Annotated in this window: 17 protein-coding genes and 3 tRNA genes; 9 read left to right on the plus strand and 11 right to left on the minus strand. The window is 55.0% G+C overall.

Annotation, left to right across the window (positions count from 1 at the left end):
• The first annotated feature begins 406 nt into the window (after window positions 1–406).
• Complete coding sequence (gene garD, locus PO881_RS15120) at window positions 407–1,966, plus strand: galactarate dehydratase (protein ID WP_192412007.1); 1,560 nt, start codon at window positions 407–409, stop codon at window positions 1,964–1,966.
• Between the two features lie 123 nt (window positions 1,967–2,089).
• On the opposite strand, the gene PO881_RS15125 is transcribed toward garD, so the two are convergent.
• The 4 genes from PO881_RS15125 to syd form a co-directional block, all read right to left on the minus strand.
• Window positions 2,090–2,536, minus strand: a complete 447-nt coding sequence (locus tag PO881_RS15125) for a flavodoxin (RefSeq protein ID WP_110867948.1) — start codon at window positions 2,534–2,536, stop codon at window positions 2,090–2,092.
• Between the two features lie 12 nt (window positions 2,537–2,548).
• Window positions 2,549–3,328 carry a tRNA pseudouridine(65) synthase TruC gene (truC, locus tag PO881_RS15130; RefSeq protein ID WP_280172014.1) on the minus strand — a complete coding sequence of 260 codons (780 nt, stop codon included), beginning with the start codon at window positions 3,326–3,328 and terminating at the stop codon, window positions 2,549–2,551.
• Window positions 3,328–3,654: a YqcC family protein gene (locus tag PO881_RS15135; protein WP_101762014.1), complete on the minus strand. Its 327-nt coding sequence runs from the start codon at window positions 3,652–3,654 to the stop codon at window positions 3,328–3,330. Before PO881_RS15135 ends, truC begins: the two co-directional genes overlap by 1 nt.
• A 592-nt stretch (window positions 3,655–4,246) precedes the next feature.
• Window positions 4,247–4,795: a SecY-interacting protein gene (syd, locus tag PO881_RS15140; protein WP_137386355.1), complete on the minus strand. Its 549-nt coding sequence runs from the start codon at window positions 4,793–4,795 to the stop codon at window positions 4,247–4,249.
• 62 nt (window positions 4,796–4,857) lie between these two features.
• Between syd and queF the strand changes: the two genes are divergently transcribed.
• The 3 genes from queF (at window position 4,858) to xni (ending at window position 8,059) form a co-directional block, all read left to right on the plus strand.
• Entirely contained in the window at window positions 4,858–5,703 is an 846-nt protein-coding gene (gene queF, locus PO881_RS15145) for an NADPH-dependent 7-cyano-7-deazaguanine reductase QueF (RefSeq protein WP_280172015.1), read from the plus strand.
• Window positions 5,704–5,885: 182 nt separating this feature from the next.
• Window positions 5,886–7,250 (plus strand): nucleotide 5'-monophosphate nucleosidase PpnN, encoded by a 1,365-nt coding sequence (gene ppnN / locus PO881_RS15150; RefSeq protein WP_101762010.1) that lies wholly within the window; start codon window positions 5,886–5,888, stop codon window positions 7,248–7,250.
• Window positions 7,251–7,288: 38 nt separating this feature from the next.
• Window positions 7,289–8,059: a flap endonuclease Xni gene (xni, locus tag PO881_RS15155; RefSeq protein ID WP_280172016.1), complete on the plus strand. Its 771-nt coding sequence runs from the start codon at window positions 7,289–7,291 to the stop codon at window positions 8,057–8,059.
• A 176-nt stretch (window positions 8,060–8,235) separates the two neighbouring features.
• Here the strand turns inward: xni and rlmM are convergent, their stop codons facing one another.
• The 4 genes from rlmM to PO881_RS15175 form a co-directional block, all read right to left on the minus strand.
• The gene (gene rlmM, locus PO881_RS15160) at window positions 8,236–9,336 is read right to left on the minus strand and encodes a 23S rRNA (cytidine(2498)-2'-O)-methyltransferase RlmM (protein WP_101762008.1); all 1,101 of its coding nucleotides are present in this window, start codon (window positions 9,334–9,336) and stop codon (window positions 8,236–8,238) included.
• A complete protein-coding gene (locus PO881_RS15165) occupies window positions 9,329–9,724 on the minus strand; it encodes a DUF423 domain-containing protein (RefSeq protein WP_101762007.1) in 396 nt (131 codons plus the stop codon). The genes rlmM and PO881_RS15165 overlap by 8 nt, the downstream gene beginning before the upstream one ends.
• Before the next feature lie 49 nt (window positions 9,725–9,773).
• Entirely contained in the window at window positions 9,774–10,691 is a 918-nt protein-coding gene (locus PO881_RS15170) for a transcriptional regulator GcvA (protein WP_101762006.1), read from the minus strand.
• A 331-nt stretch (window positions 10,692–11,022) separates the two neighbouring features.
• A complete protein-coding gene (locus tag PO881_RS15175; RefSeq protein WP_008109575.1) occupies window positions 11,023–11,247 on the minus strand; it encodes a YgdI/YgdR family lipoprotein in 225 nt (74 codons plus the stop codon).
• A gap of 206 nt (window positions 11,248–11,453) precedes the next feature.
• Between PO881_RS15175 and csdA the strand changes: the two genes are divergently transcribed.
• Together csdA and csdE are read left to right on the plus strand one after the other, a co-directional pair.
• Window positions 11,454–12,659 carry a cysteine desulfurase CsdA gene (gene csdA / locus PO881_RS15180; RefSeq protein WP_110868037.1) on the plus strand — a complete coding sequence of 402 codons (1,206 nt, stop codon included), beginning with the start codon at window positions 11,454–11,456 and terminating at the stop codon, window positions 12,657–12,659.
• A gap of 4 nt (window positions 12,660–12,663) precedes the next feature.
• Window positions 12,664–13,119, plus strand: coding sequence for a cysteine desulfurase sulfur acceptor subunit CsdE (gene csdE / locus PO881_RS15185; RefSeq protein ID WP_110867956.1), 456 nt, complete (start codon window positions 12,664–12,666; stop codon window positions 13,117–13,119).
• Here csdE and tcdA read toward each other — a convergent pair.
• Together tcdA and mltA are read right to left on the minus strand one after the other, a co-directional pair.
• On the minus strand, window positions 13,107–13,913 hold the full coding sequence (gene tcdA / locus PO881_RS15190; protein ID WP_101762004.1) for a tRNA cyclic N6-threonylcarbamoyladenosine(37) synthase TcdA: 807 nt from the start codon (window positions 13,911–13,913) through the stop codon (window positions 13,107–13,109). The genes csdE and tcdA overlap by 13 nt on opposite strands.
• A gap of 28 nt (window positions 13,914–13,941) precedes the next feature.
• Entirely contained in the window at window positions 13,942–15,090 is a 1,149-nt protein-coding gene (mltA, locus tag PO881_RS15195) for a murein transglycosylase A (RefSeq protein WP_101762003.1), read from the minus strand.
• A 204-nt stretch (window positions 15,091–15,294) separates the two neighbouring features.
• Here mltA and PO881_RS15200 point away from each other — a divergent pair.
• The 3 genes from PO881_RS15200 (at window position 15,295) to PO881_RS15210 (ending at window position 15,629) form a co-directional block, all read left to right on the plus strand.
• A tRNA-Met gene (locus PO881_RS15200) sits at window positions 15,295–15,371 on the plus strand.
• A gap of 53 nt (window positions 15,372–15,424) precedes the next feature.
• Window positions 15,425–15,501, plus strand: a tRNA-Met gene (locus PO881_RS15205).
• A 51-nt stretch (window positions 15,502–15,552) separates the two neighbouring features.
• A tRNA-Met gene (locus PO881_RS15210) sits at window positions 15,553–15,629 on the plus strand.
• Between the two features lie 73 nt (window positions 15,630–15,702).
• Here PO881_RS15210 and amiC read toward each other — a convergent pair.
• A complete protein-coding gene (gene amiC, locus PO881_RS15215; RefSeq protein ID WP_280172017.1) occupies window positions 15,703–16,938 on the minus strand; it encodes an N-acetylmuramoyl-L-alanine amidase AmiC in 1,236 nt (411 codons plus the stop codon).
• Window positions 16,939–17,012: the final 74 nt, after the last annotated feature.

Here is a 17,012-nt window from a genome sequence, read left to right on the forward strand (position 1 = left end):
TGGCAATACGATGATGCGTCGTGACGAATAACCTAACGTTGAAGAACGAGAATCAGTATAGGAACAGCCTGGCGGCGAAACACTGGAAGAACGCATGAGGATTAAGGGTGAAAGAGAATGATTTTATGGCATCTGCACATAACGCTGCGGCGTGGCTCACGGAACGCTTTTTTGCTCCCTGATTTTGCCTGGTTAACGTACAGGATAACGGCAGTTTGTGAGTCCCTTCACTTGTGTTTGGATAAACGAACCAAATTCCCCTGATAAATCTCCTTAAAGCCAGTCAGTTGCACAATGCATACGGCAAATACCCCTGCATATACTGAGGCTGGCAAAAAACGATGACGTGATGGACGTATTTTAAACCGCGCTGCTACGTACGGTGCGACGAACTGGAAGGTGAGCAATGAACCGTCCTCTGACAGAAAAACCGCTCTATATCAAAGTGCACGATGCCGATAACGTGGCGATCGTGGTCAACAATCAGGGGTTACCGTCCGGCACCCGGTTCGACGACGGACTGCAACTGACTGAGCATGTGCCGCAGGGACATAAAGTCGCGCTCAGCGATATCCCGCAAGCAGGCGCGATCCTGCGCTACGGTGAAGTGATTGGCTACGCGCTGCGCCCCATCCCACAAGGTAGCTGGATTGAAGAATCACTGGTAGCGCTGCCCGAAGCGCCGCCACTCAACAGTTTGCCGTTGGCAAACAATGTGCCGCCCGCGCTGCCGTCGCTGGAAGGTTATACCTTCGAAGGCTATCGCAACGCAGATGGCAGCGTGGGCACGCGCAACCTGCTCGGCATCACCACCAGCGTTCACTGCGTGGCGGGCGTGGTGGATTATGTAGTGCAGATCATTGAGCGTGATTTGCTGCCGCGTTATCCCAATGTCGATGGCGTGGTGGCGCTGAATCATCTGTACGGTTGCGGCGTGGCAATCAATGCGCCCGCCGCGGTGGTGCCGATTCGCACCATTCATAACCTGGCGCTGAATCCCAATTTTGGTGGCGAAGTGATGATCGTCAGCCTCGGCTGCGAGAAGTTACAGCCCGAACGTCTGCTGACCGGCACACCGGATGTGCAGGCCATTTCGCTGGATGACAACGACATTGTGCGATTGCAGGATGAGCGGCTGGTGGGCTTCGGCGCGATGGTGGATGAAATCCTGCAGGTCGCCGAACGCCATCTGAAAAAGCTCAATCAACGTCAGCGCGAAACCTGTCCAGCATCGGAATTGGTGATCGGCACGCAGTGCGGCGGCAGCGACGCTTTCTCGGGCGTAACGGCGAACCCCGCCGTGGGATTTGCTTCTGATTTGCTGGTGCGCTGCGGCGCAACGGTGATGTTCTCGGAAGTGACCGAAGTGCGGGATGCTATCCATCTGCTGACGCCGCGCGTGGTGGATGAAGCGGTCGGCAAACGGCTGCTGGAAGAGATGGCGTGGTATGACGATTACCTCAGCCAGGGCCAAACCGATCGCAGCGCCAATCCCTCGCCGGGCAACAAAAAAGGCGGGCTGGCGAATGTGGTGGAGAAAGCGCTGGGTTCGATTGCCAAGTCAGGTCGCAGCCCAATTGTTGAAGTGTTGTCGCCCGGACAGCGCCCCACCAAACGCGGGCTGATTTATGCGGCCACACCAGCCAGCGATTTCGTGTGTGGCACGCAGCAGATGGCATCGGGCATTACCTTGCAGGTGTTCACTACCGGGCGCGGCACACCTTACGGTTTGGCCGCCATTCCGGTGATCAAGATGGCAACGCGCAATGCGCTGGCCGAACGCTGGCATGATTTGATGGATATTAATGCCGGAACTATTGCAACGGGCGAAGAGAGTATTGAACAGGTCGGTTGGCGACTGTTTGAGTTGATTCTGGAGATTGCCAGCGGGCGCAAGCAGACATGGTCGGATCGTTGGGGGATTCGTAATCAGCTGGCGGTGTTTAATCCGGCGCCGGTGACGTGATGGTTATTGCCCTCACCCTGGCCCTCTCCCACTTCGCGGGAGAGGGAACAAACCGTGCGGGCTGCACCCTCTAAATATTCCCTCTCCCGCTGGCGGGAGAGGGTTAGGGTGAGGGAAAAGTCCTTACAGCAACTTACCCCAGCTCTCCACCCACGGTGAGGTCACTGATTCGGGCTCCGGATCTTCCGTCGCATCCACCAACAGCACCTCGCCGATGCGCTGCGCGCTCTGCTCCTGCAAGGTGGCATCAAAGGTTTTAGCTGCACCGCAGAAATTGTCATAGCTGCTGTCACCCAAGCCAATCACGCCATAACGCAATTCTGGTTGATAACCCAGCTGATCACGCACTGCAACATACAGGCGGGCAATGTTATCCGGGAAGTCGCCCTGACCGGTGGTTGAGGTGACAATCAGCACCACATCCTGGCTGTATGCCTGCCAATCCGCCATCGACGGATCTTCAAACACCTTCACGTCGTGGCCCTGCTCTTCCAGCACCGTCTGTGCTTCTTCAGCTACCAGCAGCGCATTGCCGTAAACCGTACCTGTAAAAATGCCAATCTTTGCCATCTTGCCGCTCCTTTATTCTGTCGGCTTATCCTGGACTGCATCATTGGCAAACTCAACCCTGGGAACATCAGGGATCTGATCCTGCCAGCCAAACTGCTCAAGCATCTGCTGCCAGACGCGATCCAACCCGGCGCGAATCACTATGGCCTCGCCGGTAACGGGATGGGTAAAGCTGAGCGCGCTGGCGTGCAGCATCAGGCGATTGAGGCCAAAATGTGCCGCCGCACCGCGATTCTGGCGCAGATCGCCGTGCGCGCTGTCGCCAATAATCGGATGACGCAGATGCACCATGTGGCGACGCAGCTGATGTTTACGCCCGGTGTGCGGCGCCATCTCCACCAGCGTATAGCGCGCGGTGTTATAGCGGCTGATGGCGACCGGCATCTCAACGTGTGCCAGCGCCTGGTAATCCGTTACCGCCGGTTGGGCAACAGGTTCCTGGGTGGCAAATTTGTCGGCAATCTTATCCAGCTCTTCCACCAGCGGATAATCCAGCGTCGCGCCGCCTTCCAGCCAGCCGCGCAGCACCGCATGATAGGTTTTCTGCATCTGATGCTGTTCAAACTGCTGCGTCAGTAAATGGGCGACTTCACTCGATAAGGCCATCAGCAACACGCCGGACGTTGGGCGATCGAGGCGGTGCACAGTGAACACATGCTGGCCAATCTGATCGCGCACCGTTTGCATCACCACCACTTTTTCATTGCGATCGAGCCAGCTGCGATGCACCAGCCAGCCGGCCGGCTTATTCACCGCGACCAGCCACGCATCTTGATAAAGGATTTCGAGCATTAGGCGGAAGGTTCCTGGAACAGCGCATCAAACTTGTTGAGCGTCAGCAATAGCACCGCATAGCCCGGCGTGTCGGCTGGCAATGCGACTTCATAATAGGGAGCGATGGCAAAATTCTGCGGCAACGGCGCGCCGCTTTCGAGCAGCGCATAAAAACGTGGCATGAACACCCATTGTAGCCATTGCAGCGGCTCCATGGTATCAAGACAGAAAGGTTCGGTACTGGCGAAGGCGCCCGCCTCGGGGGATTGTGACTGCCAATGGCCGTGTTCACGCATCACCGCTTCGACCTGCTGCAGGCGCTGAAAAATCATTTGCGACGACATGCGCCACCTCCAGAGAAAAATTGGGCGGCAAGCATACCATCAGTCACGCCCGGCGTAAAAATGGCATAAAAAAAGGGAGCACTGTGATTACAGTGCTCCCGGTTTTCGTTTGCAGCATTCCAGCTACTGCTGTGCTCCCTGCTCATCCATGACAACTTTTCCTGCGCTTTCCGTCGCTTGTCATCATGACATTGGTCCTTAGCATCCTGGCCCGCCACGTTCCGCGTGGCTCTCATTCTCCGTCCTGGAGGTGTCCTTTATACTCAATCCTGAGTGTCCTGCTTCGTCCTGAAGCCTTCCTTGTGCCGTAAACTCCGTTACGTTCCTGCCTCATGGCTGACATTATCCTGAACGTCTCTTAATCCCCAGCATCCTGCCAGTGGTGACTATTCTCCCAGAAACCATCGCAATAACAAGCCAGTAAGAAGCGTTAATGGATTAAGTCCTGTCTGAATTTTCAGATTGATGCCATAAGTTCATGATTCACAATATTTTTACATTTAGGGCTTCCGCAAGTCTGCGCAATGATCTAGCGATCTCTCACACCTAACGTAAGAGATCTCTCACAAAGCGCAGCCTAAAAATCTGCAAATCACTGAGTAACCGGTTGTAAAGCATTAAGAAAATTCTCAACCGATGTCGCCAGGACTTCACGCTTTTTAGTACCAGGCTCCTCAATAATGACCTCGCCGGTAAGATTGCACAGCGCAATCACCTCATTCTCTGAGTTGGTGGTGGCAATAAACAGCGTTGGCGCTTGTCTTAAGCGGCGCTTCATAACCAAGTGACCAATCAGGTTTTCCTGCAGGCGAGTGAAATCCGCTTCACTCCATACCTGCAGCAGGGTAATCGGCTGCTGTTCAAAGGTTGCCGTCATATCACCTGCAAACTGGCTGGTGTAAAACGCACTGATTTCTGGTTGCAGTTGCAGATCCAACGCACGCTCTACCGCTTCAAGCGTGGCCGGTAACGTAAACGGCTGGGGCTGCCACAACACACGGTCATCCAGCGTGCTGATAATGCAGTCGGAGGGGACGCCAAGCAGATCGGCGCTGGCGGGAAAATGTCCGGTTTGTTGCTGCCAATGTTCCACGTAGCGGGCGGTAAACTCACGCAGAGCATCTACGGTTTGCTGCATCATTCATATTCTCGCAAGTGTTAGGTTACACTTAACCACTTTGATGAAATTCAGTGGTAACCGTTATGTCTTCTGAAAACCGGGATCAGGCATTAAGCGGCCTGACCTTAGGTAAGCCCACGGCTTATGTTGATCGCTACGATAACACGCTGCTGCAATCCGTGCCGCGCAGCCTTAACCGTGAGCCGCTGGGGCTGTATCCCGATAATCTGCCGTTTACTGGCGCAGATATCTGGACGCTGTACGAACTCTCCTGGCTCAACAGCAAAGGCGTTCCGCAGGTCGCAGTGGGCGAAGTGGTACTGCGCGCCGATAGCCAAAACCTGATCGAGTCGAAGAGTTTCAAGCTCTATCTTAACAGTTTTAATCAGAGCGTTTTCGCCGACTGGGGCGAAGTGCGTCAGACGCTGGAGCGTGATCTCAGCGCCTGCGCGAAGGGTCAGGTCAGCGTGGCGCTGTTTCGTCTCAGCGAAGTGGAAGGCCAGCCGATCGGCCACTTCAGTGGCGAAGTGATTGATGAACAGGATATCGAAATTCACGATTACGCCTTCAATGCGGATTATCTGGCGCAGGCTGCAGGCCTTGAAATTGTTGAAGAAACGCTGGTTAGCCATCTCTTAAAATCGAACTGCTTAATTACCAATCAGCCCGATTGGGGCTCGGTGATGATTCGCTACAAAGGCCCGCGTATTAATCGTGAAGCGCTGCTGCGTTATCTCATCTCATTCCGTCAGCATAATGAGTTTCATGAGCAGTGCGTTGAGCGCATTTTCAACGACGTTCAGCGCTTTTGTCAGCCAGAAGCCCTGAGCGTTTATGCACGCTACACAAGGCGCGGGGGTCTGGATATCAATCCGTGGCGCAGTAACGTGCCCTTCTCTCCGGGATTTTCCCGCCTGGTTCGCCAGTAATAGTTTGCGAGACGCCTCGCAGGCCGCTGCACGGATGCGCGGTTCCCCTTGAGCATTCACAGCGGACAACGTTACTCTGTTGAAGGCGCGATCGAAGCATGCGCGACCAGGGATTTTCGTCGCTGCGTTAATAAGTTAAGCGCAGCGTCATCAGCCACGCATTTGCGTGTAAAGGAGTTCTCTTGATTACACATATCAGCCCGCTTGGCTCGATGGATCTGCTCTCCCAGCTTGAAGTCGACATGCTGAAGCGCACCGCTAGCAGCGACCTTTATCAGCTGTTTCGTAACTGTTCTCTTGCGGTACTCAACTCCGGTAGCCAGACCGACAGCAGCCAGGAATTGCTTTCGCGTTTTGAAAACTTCGACATCAACGTGTTGCGCCGTGAGCGCGGTGTGAAACTGGAGCTGATCAACCCGCCGGAAGAGGCATTTGTTGATGGCCGGATTATTCGTTCGCTGCAGGCAAACTTGTTTGCCGTGCTGCGCGACATTCTTTTTGTAAACGGACAACTGGCGGCAACAGAACGCTACCAAAACGAGGAGCCGGAAGACTCTGCGCATATCACCAATCAGGTGTTTTCGATTCTGCGTAACGCGCGTGCACTGCACATCGGCGAATATCCGAATACCGTGGTGTGTTGGGGCGGCCACTCAATCAATGCGGTGGAATACCAATATTGCCGCAACGTCGGCACGCAAATGGGCCTGCGCGAACTCAACATCTGTACCGGTTGCGGACCTGGCGTCATGGAAGCACCGATGAAAGGTGCGGCGGTGGGACATGCGCAGCAGCGCTATCATGACAGCCGTTTTATCGGCCTGACTGAGCCCTCAATCATTGCCGCCGAACCACCGAATCCGCTGGTCAATGAGCTGATCATCATGCCGGATATCGAAAAACGCCTTGAAGCCTTTGTGCGTATCGCCCACGGTATCGTGATCTTCCCTGGCGGCGTGGGCACAGCAGAAGAGCTGCTGTATTTGTTGGGTATTTTAATGAATCCGCACAACAGCGATCAGGTATTGCCGCTGATTCTGACCGGACCCAAAGAGAGCGCCGACTACTTCCGCGTGCTGGATGATTTCATCGTCAATACGCTGGGCGAAGCCGCACGCAAGCACTACAAAATTATCATTGATGATGCCGCTGAAGTGGCGCGTCTGATGAAGAAAGCCATGCCGCAGGTGAAAGAGTATCGCCGCGAAACCGGCGATGCCTACAGCTTCAACTGGTCGATTCGTATCGCACCCGAATTGCAAGTGCCCTTCCTGCCGACGCACGAGAATATGGCAAACCTGAAGCTGTTCCCGGATCAGCCCGCCGAGCTGCTGGCAGCCGATCTGCGTCGCGCCTTCTCCGGCATTGTGGCGGGTAACGTCAAAGAGATCGGGATCCGTGAAATTCGCGAGAAAGGCCCGTACAAACTGCACGGCGATGCCAATCTCATGCACCGCATGGACGAACTGTTGCAAGGTTTTGTCGCACAGCAGCGCATGAAGCTGCCGGGCAGCGCCTACACGCCTTGCTACGAAATCATCAAATAACCCATCAGGAAGGCAGCCTGCGGGCTGCCGCTATCGCTATGTCGCTTCATCTTCTTATCATTGATGCACTCAATCTGATTCGCCGTCTGCACGCAGTTCAGGGTTCGCCGTGCCGCGACAGCTGCGTTGCCGCCTTGCATCAGTTATTGGGACATACACAACCCACGCACGTGGTGGCGGTGTTTGATAGCCATGAGCGTCAGCCCGGTTGGCGCCATCAGCTATTACCGGATTACAAAGCGGGTCGCCCGCCGATGCCGGAGGATTTGCATCTGGAGATGCCCGCGCTGCAGGACGCCTTCCGCGCAGCAGGCGTCAACTGCTGGGTAGCTGATTTAGACGAAGCCGACGATCTCGCCGCCACGCTGGCGGTGAAAATGGCGGACGCTGGTCATCAAGCAACGATTGTTTCTACCGATAAAGGTTATTGCCAGCTGCTGGCACCTAACATTCGTATTCGCGACTATTTCCAGAAGCGCTGGCTGGATGTGCCTTTTATCGAGCAAGAGTTTGGCGTAACGCCCGCGCAGTTGCCCGCCTATTGGGGATTGTGTGGTATCAGCAGCAGTAAAATTCCCGGCGTGCCCGGCATTGGCCCGAAAAGCGCCCGCGAGTTGTTGATGCAGTTTGGATCGCTGGATGCGATCTATCAGCAATGGGACCAGGTACCGAGCAAATGGCAGGGAAAATTGCAGGAACAGCGGGAAATGGCAGAAATTTGCCGCAAAGTATCGACGTTAAAGCGTGATTTGGTACTGCAAGGCAATCTCAATACATTGAGATTTCAAACGAAACAGCCGTCGCCATAAATGGCGACTGTGCAAAACAGTTATCCTGCGAAATAATTTGTGCTACAGCAAGGCGGCAAGTGCGCGAGTCCCCGGGAGCATACATCAGTATGTGACCGGGGCGAGCAAACGCAGCCAACGCCGCTGTAGTGCAAAGTATGAAGCAGGACCGCTGTAGCGCAAAGTATGAAGCAGGATTAGCGCTCGTCGCGACGGCCGCCCACCGCTGCCCACAACCGGCGTACGTGCACGGTGACTTCTTCGCGGTCGTGATAAAGCTGGCGCGCCTGAATCTGGGCATTAATGCCCTGCGCTTTCAGCGCGTCATCAATCATCGCCAGGTTCTGTGTCACTTCTTCGTAGCGCTTTTTCATGGGCAGCTTGAGGTTGAATATCGCCTCGCGGCACCAGCCATTCACCAGCCATTCGGTCATCAGGCTAGCGACGCGCACCGGTTTTTCCACCATGTCGCACACCAGCCAGCTGATATTGGTACGCGGCGGACGGAATTTAAAACCATCTTCGCGGCAGTGCGTCACCTGTCCGGTGTCCATCAGGCTTGGCGCCATCGGGCCGTTATCTACCGCAAAAACCCACATGCTGCGTTTCACCAGTTGATAGGTCCAGCCGCCGGGGCAAGCGCCGAGATCGACGGCGTACATGCCGCTGGCTAAACGCTCATCCCACTCATCCGCAGGCACAAACACGTGAAACGCCTCTTCCAGCTTGAGCGTAGAACGGCTCGGCGCATCGGAGGGGAATTTCAGGCGCGGAATGCCCATGTAGAATGGCGAGTTGTTTTCCGGCAGCGAATAGCCGACGTAACAGGTGCCCGGCGCAATAAAGAACACGTGCACTACCGGACGCTTAGCCGTTTCGTAATTAAGCAGGATTTTGCTTTCACGCAGGCTGGCACGCAGCGGCACGGTTAATTTACGGCAGAACTTGGTGAGCTCTTTCGCTTCATTGGTATCCGGCACTTCAACCCGCAGTTCACCGCCCTTCTCCACCACACCGGTCAGCATGCCGACAATCGGCGTGATGCGGTCTTCTGGTGGCAGATCGCGCAGTAGCTCTCCCACCACCAGCATCTGCCGCGCAAAGATCAGTTCGGCAAACGGCAGCGTTTGGATCAGCTTTTCAGCATCTTGCTGCTGATAGCACTCATACAGCACGTAACCTGAGTCATCTTTGACGCGCGGGAAGCCGTAAATCTCGCGCTCAGCCGCTTTCGCGCTGATTTCTGCCGCGCACTCTTTCTCAAATCCTGGACGGCAATAGAGTAAAACTTTATTCATGGCGATCTGCCTTTCGTTTCAGACGCAGTGCGCCAATCAACATCAAGAACCAGCCAATAAGGAAGCATAAGCCTCCCACCGGCGTAACAAAAACCCAAAACTTCATGTGCGACAGCGCCAGACAATAGAGGCTGCCACTGAACAACACGATACCGAGCGCCATCGCGGCGCTACTCCAGTAAAACCAGATGTTGGCACGACGCAGCATAGCGGCACCCAGGCCAATCACCGCCAGCGTGTGATACGCCTGATATTCAAGCCCGGTATGTATCCACGCCATTTCGGCTGGGCCGAGCGATTTGCTCAGCACATGCGCGCCGAAAGCACCAAACGCCACCAGCATAAATCCGCTAATGGCAGCAAAAACAAACATGGCACGACTGGACATCAAACAATCCTCAAGGTAATGCGCACATCATTGTGCAGCCAGCAACGCATTAATGATCGTAGCGAAAACGGAATTTTTCTTGTTCATTGGCCGCTTTTTCCAGGATCCACTGACGAAAGGCGGCTATTTTACCCAGTTCTGCCTGGCTGTCATGACAAACCAGATAAAAAGCATTTTTACTGACCAACACGTCATTAAAAGGACACACCAGACGACCGGCTTCAATTTCACTCTGCGCCATCACATTATTCGCCAGCGCCACGCCCTGACCATGAATCGCCGCCTGCAACACCATGGCGCTGTGGCTGAAGATTGGGCCCTGCTGCACATTGATATGCTGCACGCCCAGCTGACGCGTATAGGATTGCCAGTCACGGCGCGATGCATCATGCAGCAGCGTGCAGTGCGCCAAATCGGCCGGCGATTTGAGAGGATGATCACCCGTCAGCAACATCGGTGAGCAGACTGGCAGCAAATATTCGGCATACAATTTCTCAACCCGCAGGCCTGGCCAATTGCCACGACCGTAGAAAATCGCCACGTCGACATCGTCCGCCAATTTCTCCTCATCACGGTCCACCGCCTGGATACGCACGTCGATGCCCGGATAAGCCATATTAAAGCTGGAAAGGCGAGGAACCAGCCACTGAATGGCGAAACTCGGCAGCAAACTGACGGTCAGCGCACCCTTAGCGCTGCGCGCCTGTAATTTACGCGTCGCATCGTTTAGTGCGGAGAAAATCTCCTTAATATCTAAATAGTAGCTTTGACCCTCTTCCGTCAGTAAAAGCGAACGATTCCTCCGGCGAAACAGCTTTAGACCGAGGAAATCTTCCAGAGATTTGATCTGATGGCTGACAGCAGCCTGGGTAACAAACAGCTCTTCAGCGGCTTTGGTGAAGCTCAAATGACGGGCAGCAGCATCGAAGACGCGTAAAGCATTAAGCGGCGGAAGGCGTTTAGACATGGTTTTCCGTATCCGGATTGACAAGGTAATACTTCAACTTATACAAAGTCGCTACGTATTAGTTTTTTTAATCCGAGACATTATAATTTGTCCGTTGAGGAAGCTCCAGCAAATACCTATAGTTGCCGCACTTCCTGAGCCGGAACGAAAAGATTTCTGGAAACGTGCGAGAGATCGCAGACTTTTGGAGAGCTTTTGGCTTGTGGTCGTGATGTTGTGTTTGCATTTTGATCTGACGCTTGCAGATCAAGCTTTTAATTCCTGTAGATTTACCCTGTCTGTCCATAGTGATTTTAAATAGCACCGCAAATTGCGGTGCTTTTTTTTTGCCTTACTGCCCCATCTCCACCATCTCTTTGACGTCAGAGCGGTTAATCTGCTGCTTGTTGCCATTGGCATCCTGATAGCTGATCATACCGGTTTCGTCATCAACTTTAGGTTTGCCATCGGCGACGATGGTGCGACCATCGTTAGTGTGCATTACGTAATTGCTGGAACATGCGGACAGGGTAAAGGCCAGAGTACACACGGCCAGCACTGCGGTGAGTTTATTCATCTTCTATCTCCTTGCAGATTAATTGCATTAAACCACCCGCATGCGCTCACCAAAGGTAGCGCCAGTGAAATCGACTATGAATAGCGACGCGTTATGCGGGTTTCGGTTCAAACCTTGCAATAATTAGCATAACGCGCTTTTCCAGCTTTGCCAGGCAACGGGCCAGCTTTCAGCCTGGTCCTAACATGATTAACAGTGGGCTGAGTATGACCATTTTTTCTCCCGGCGCCTTCCGCCAGCAGTTCCCCGCGCTGAGCGATGCCGGAATCTACCTCGATAGCGCGGCTACTGCGCTCAAGCCGCAGGCGGTGATCGACGCAACCGCACAGTTCTACAGCCTCAGCGCTGGCACCGTGCATCGCAGCCAGTTCGCTGCCGCTCGCGCATTAACGGAAAAATACGAACAGGCGCGCGGATTAGTGGCGCGCTGGCTCAATGCTGCGGACGATCGGCAGATTGTCTGGACGCGCGGCACCACCGAAGCGATCAACCTGGTGGCGAACAGTTGGCTGGCTCCGCGATTGCAGGCTGGCGATGAAATCGTGGTTAGCGAAGCCGAACACCATGCCAATCTGGTGCCGTGGCTGATGGTGGCAAAAGCGGCGGGCGCAAAAGTGGTGAAATGGCCGTTGGGCGACGATCGTTTGCCGGATATCACGCTGTTGCCAGCACTGCTCAATTCACGTACCCGATTGCTGGCCGTTGGTCAGATGTCGAACGTCACCGGCGGCTGTCCGGATCTGGCGCAGGCGATCCGTTTAGCCCATGACGTCGGTGCCAAAGTGATGGTCGATGGCGCACAAGGTGTGGTGCATTGTCCGCCGGATGTAGAGGCGCTGGATATTGATTTCTATGCTTTTTCCGGCCATAAGCTTTACGGCCCAATGGGCATTGGCGTGCTGTATGGCAAAGCGGAACTGCTGGAAGCGATGGATCCATGGCAAGGCGGCGGCAAAATGCTGACGCAGGTCGATTTTGACAGTTTTACACCGCAGCCGGTGCCGTGGCGTTTTGAAGCCGGAACGCCTAATGTTGCCGGCGTGGTGGGGTTGAGTGCCGCGCTAGAGTGGCTGGCGCAACATGATGGCAAAAAGGCCGAAATGTGGAGCCAGCAACTGGCGAGCCTCGCCGAGGAGCAACTGAGCGAGATCCCCGGTTTTCGCAGCTTCCGCTGTGGCAATGCCAGCCTGCTGGCGTTTGATATTGCCGGCATTCACCACAGCGATATCGTTACGCTGCTCGCCGAGCATGGCATCGCATTGCGCGCCGGGCAGCACTGTGCGCAGCCGCTGATGGCGGCGCTGGGCGTCACCGGCACGCTGCGTGTCTCGTTCGCCCCCTATAATAATTTGCAGGACGTGGATGCGCTGGTGCGCGCCATGCGCCATGCCGTAGACTTACTGAGTGAATAAGCCCATGACATCAACCCTGCTCGCCCCGCATCCGTTCGGCGATCTGATTACCGCCGCCAGCCTGACGGAAAAATTCACCCATTTTCATCAGTGGGAAGATCGCTATCGTCAACTGATCCAGCTCAGCCGCCAGCTGCCTGCGTTAGCGGAAGAGTTAAAGACGCCAGATATCGAACTCACGGGCTGTGAAAATCGCGTCTGGCTAAGCAGCCAGTTGCTGAACAACGGCACGCTGCACTTTTATGGTGACAGCGAAGGACGCATCGTGCGCGGATTGCTAGCGGTGTTACTGACGGCGGTGGAAGGCAAAACGCCAGCCGACTTGCTGCAGCAAGATCCGCTGGCGTTGTTTGATACGTTAGGTCTGCGCGCACAGCTCAGTGCGTCGCGCAGCAGCGGTTTACAGGCGCTGGCGGATGCGGTGCAACGCGCTGCCCGTCAGCACGCTCAGGCCGTTTGACGCGCTGCCTTCGCCAGAAACTTCTTCAATGCATGGGAAACCGCCACAAACCCGAACGTGGCGGTAACCATGGTCGCCGCGCCAAATCCGGCGGCACAATCCATGCGTTTCGGGCCTTCGGCGGTGGAGCGTGAAGTGCACACGCTGCCGTCCGGCTGCGGATACATCAGCGCTTCCGTCGAGAATACGCAGTCGATGCCGAGCTTGCCTTTACTGTTCTTCACCACGCCAAAATCCCCTTTCAATCTCTCACGCAGCTTTGCCGCCAGCGGATCCTGAATGGTTTTTGCCAGATCGCTCACCTGGATCTGCGTGGGATCGATCTGGCCGCCCGCGCCGCCGGTGGTTATTAGCGGGATCTTGTTGCGACGACACCAGGCGATCAACGCGGCTTTGGGGCGCACGCTGTCAATCGCATCAATCACGTAGTCAAAACCCGCCGATAACAGTTCAGCGGTATTCTCCGGCGTGATGAAGTCATCGATGCAGATCACTTCGCATTCCGGATTGATGGCGCGCATACGTTCCGCCATCACTTCGGTTTTCGCCTGGCCCACTTTGCCCTGCAGCGCGTGAATCTGGCGGTTGGTATTGGTGATGCAGACATCGTCCATATCAATCAGGGTGATTTTACCGATACCGGTGCGCGCTAGCGCTTCCGCTGCCCACGAACCCACGCCGCCAATACCAATCACGCAAAAGTGCGCGTCGGCAAAACGCTGCAGCGCGTCCTGGCCATAGAGACGCGCCGTGCCGCCAAAACGTTGTCGCCAGGCGTCGCTTACTACTGTCATAACCAAACCTTTCCGGGAAAACGGGACATTAATTAGAACCTAACAGCAGCGAACCGTTGTTGCCATTTTGTGGGTTGCTAAACAGCGGCTGACCGGTGCCCGGCGCGGCTTTTAGCACCCAGACGCGGCCATAATGGTTGTAGAAACCGGCCAGATGCGCCGCATCCGGGCCAACGCCCTGATAGATATCGAAGTGCTGGCCTTTAATCGCGCCACCCACGTCTAACGCCACCATCAGACGCATCTCATATTTGCCATTAAACTTGCCCTTCTCGTTCAGCTGCGGCACTTCGGCTAACAGCACGGTTCCGGCCGGAATCAATGAACGATCGGAGGCAACGGAAGCCTTGGCAATCAGCGGCACCGCGCTGGCACCGCGCACCGGCACATACTCTTCCGGTTTGAAGAAGACGAAGGATTGGTTGGTTTCCAGCACCGAACGCACTTCCTGTGGCGAATGCTCTTGCGCCCACTGACGAATCGCCTGCATCGACATATCTTCGCGCTTCACTTCACCGCGATCGATCAGCTCTTTACCAATACTGTGATAAGCCCAGCCATTTTTGCCGCCGTAACCAAAGAAGCGCAGTGGACGACCATCACCAAAATCAACGTAGCCGCTGCCCTGCACATCCATCATGAAGTTATCGATCAGCGAATTGCTGTAGGCAATGATGTAGCGATCGTCGAGCCCACCATTATAGATAGAAGCGCGGCTCGGCAGTTTCTGTCCACGCGGACGCGGTGGCATACGATAAATCGGATACTGGAACTCGCCCTGACGGGTATAACGCGCTTCCACAACCGGCGTGTAGTAACCGGTGAACTGCACGTTGCCGTAATTGTCAGTGCCTTCCATCTGATAAGCATTCAAACCAAACTGGTTGAGCTGGCGCGTATCTGCGCCGGACAGCAGCCAGTTTTGCACTGCGCTGTAAGTACCGTTGTTGCGCCCGAACAGGCCGGATGAGGCGGTTTGAATCTGCACTACCTGATCGCTAAAGTCTTTGCCGTTCACCGGACGCCCTTTAGCATTCGGTTGGTTGACCAGCCCAAGCGGTTGCTCCAGCTTGCCATCGATATACTGTTGACCGCGGTCGGTCGGTTTGGAACTACAGCCCGCTAACAGCGCGATAAATGCGCCAGTAAGTGCATACTTCGCCCAATGTCCTTTCATAACCTTCTCTTTTTATCGATTGTTTGCCCGGCGACGATAGCAAAGGGGCAGAGAGAATGAAATCTGCCATCAGCGGTCACGCTCACATCTGTACAATAATTCACCCAATGGCGAGTTTATTCATCAACTGACTGTAAATTTGACGTTTTGTCTCAAAAAGGGGTTGCATCGCCGCGCGTCCAGAGTATAGTGCGCATCCACGGACGCGGGGTGGAGCAGCCTGGTAGCTCGTCGGGCTCATAACCCGAAGGTCGTCGGTTCAAATCCGGCCCCCGCAACCAATTCTTCTTAAATGAAGAGACAATGTGAAGTGTCGTGTAACGCGTCAGTCGGACGCGGGGTGGAGCAGCCTGGTAGCTCGTCGGGCTCATAACCCGAAGGTCGTCGGTTCAAATCCGGCCCCCGCAACCAATTGTCTTAAGAAGAATACAATGTGAAAAGTCGCTTAATGCGACAGACGGACGCGGGGTGGAGCAGCCTGGTAGCTCGTCGGGCTCATAACCCGAAGGTCGTCGGTTCAAATCCGGCCCCCGCAACCAATCATTTAAACACCTTAACGGGTGTTTTTTTGTTTCTGGCGTCCGGAAAAAAGCGGCATTGCTGCCGCCCTCCTCAGCGATGCGCTAGTGCCGCACCCTTATCAAAATACGCCTTAATCCCATGCAGAATCGCCTCAGCCACCTGATGCTGATAGCGCGACGTGCGCAGCTTGCGCTCCTCTTCGACATTACTGATAAATGCGGTTTCCACCAAAATCGAGGGAATATCCGGGGCTTTCAGCACCGCAAATCCCGCCTGATCGACGGTGCGCTTGTGCAGGTGATTGATATGTCCCATGCGTGACAGCACTTCTTTACCAAACTTCAGGCTGTCGCTGATGGTTTGCCGCTGCACCATGTCGAACATGGTGTGGTCGAGATAACGATCGCCGCTCATGCTGACGCCGCCAATCAAATCGGCTTCATTCTGCGTTTGTGCGAGGAAGCGCGCCGCCGCTGAGGTAGCGCCGCTGGTCGAAAGGGCAAACACCGACGAACCGCGCGCGGCCCGACTGGTGAAGGCATCAGCATGGATCGAAATGAACAGATCCGCACGCTGCTTTCGCGCCTTCGCCACGCGGACACGCAGCGGGATAAACACATCCTCATTGCGCGTCATATAAGCTTTCATGTTGCGCTCTTTGTCGATCAGCGCCTTCAGATAGCGACCGATCTTCAACACGATATCTTTCTCACGCGTTTTGTATTTGCCATGCGCGCCGGGATCTTCACCGCCATGGCCAGGATCGATCATGATGATAATCGGTCGATCGCGCCCCGCTTTGCCCGGCAGCGCCGCCTGCACCGGCTGATCGCGTTCAAGATCGCCCTGATTGTAATTCTGCAGTAACGCCAGTAGCGGATCCTCTTCCCGTGCTTGTTGATTAGGATAGAGATCGACCACTAAGCGATGCTTGATACCTGCCACTGGCGCAAGAGTAAATGTCTTGGGCGCAATGCTACGCTTGAGTTCCAGCACCAGTCGCACCGTGTTAGCGTCAAACTGACCGACGCGTGCGGTTTTGATATAGGGATCGTCCACGCGCACCAGCTTATCGACTCCTTTCAGGACCGGGTTGATGTGCATATTTTCGATATCAATAACCAGACGATCGGGACTCCCCAGCGTGAACTGTTTGTACTTGAGGGGAACGTTTGATTCCAGGGTTACGCGGGAGTAAGTCGATGAGGGCCAGATGCGCACCGCCACAATATGCTGGCTGGCAGCCAGCCCGGTACGCGTCACGCTTAGCATTAATAATGCGCCAGCGCCCTGTAATAATCGTCGTCGTGTAAAAGCTTCGGACATGCCGCTCCAACTGCTGTGTTATGTCTAAAAAATCATCACTCGATGGCAAGAAAGTGAAAACTTTACTCGATGAG

Source organism: Pantoea sp. SS70, assembly GCF_029866845.1.
Taxonomy (GTDB): domain Bacteria; phylum Pseudomonadota; class Gammaproteobacteria; order Enterobacterales; family Enterobacteriaceae; genus Pantoea; species Pantoea leporis.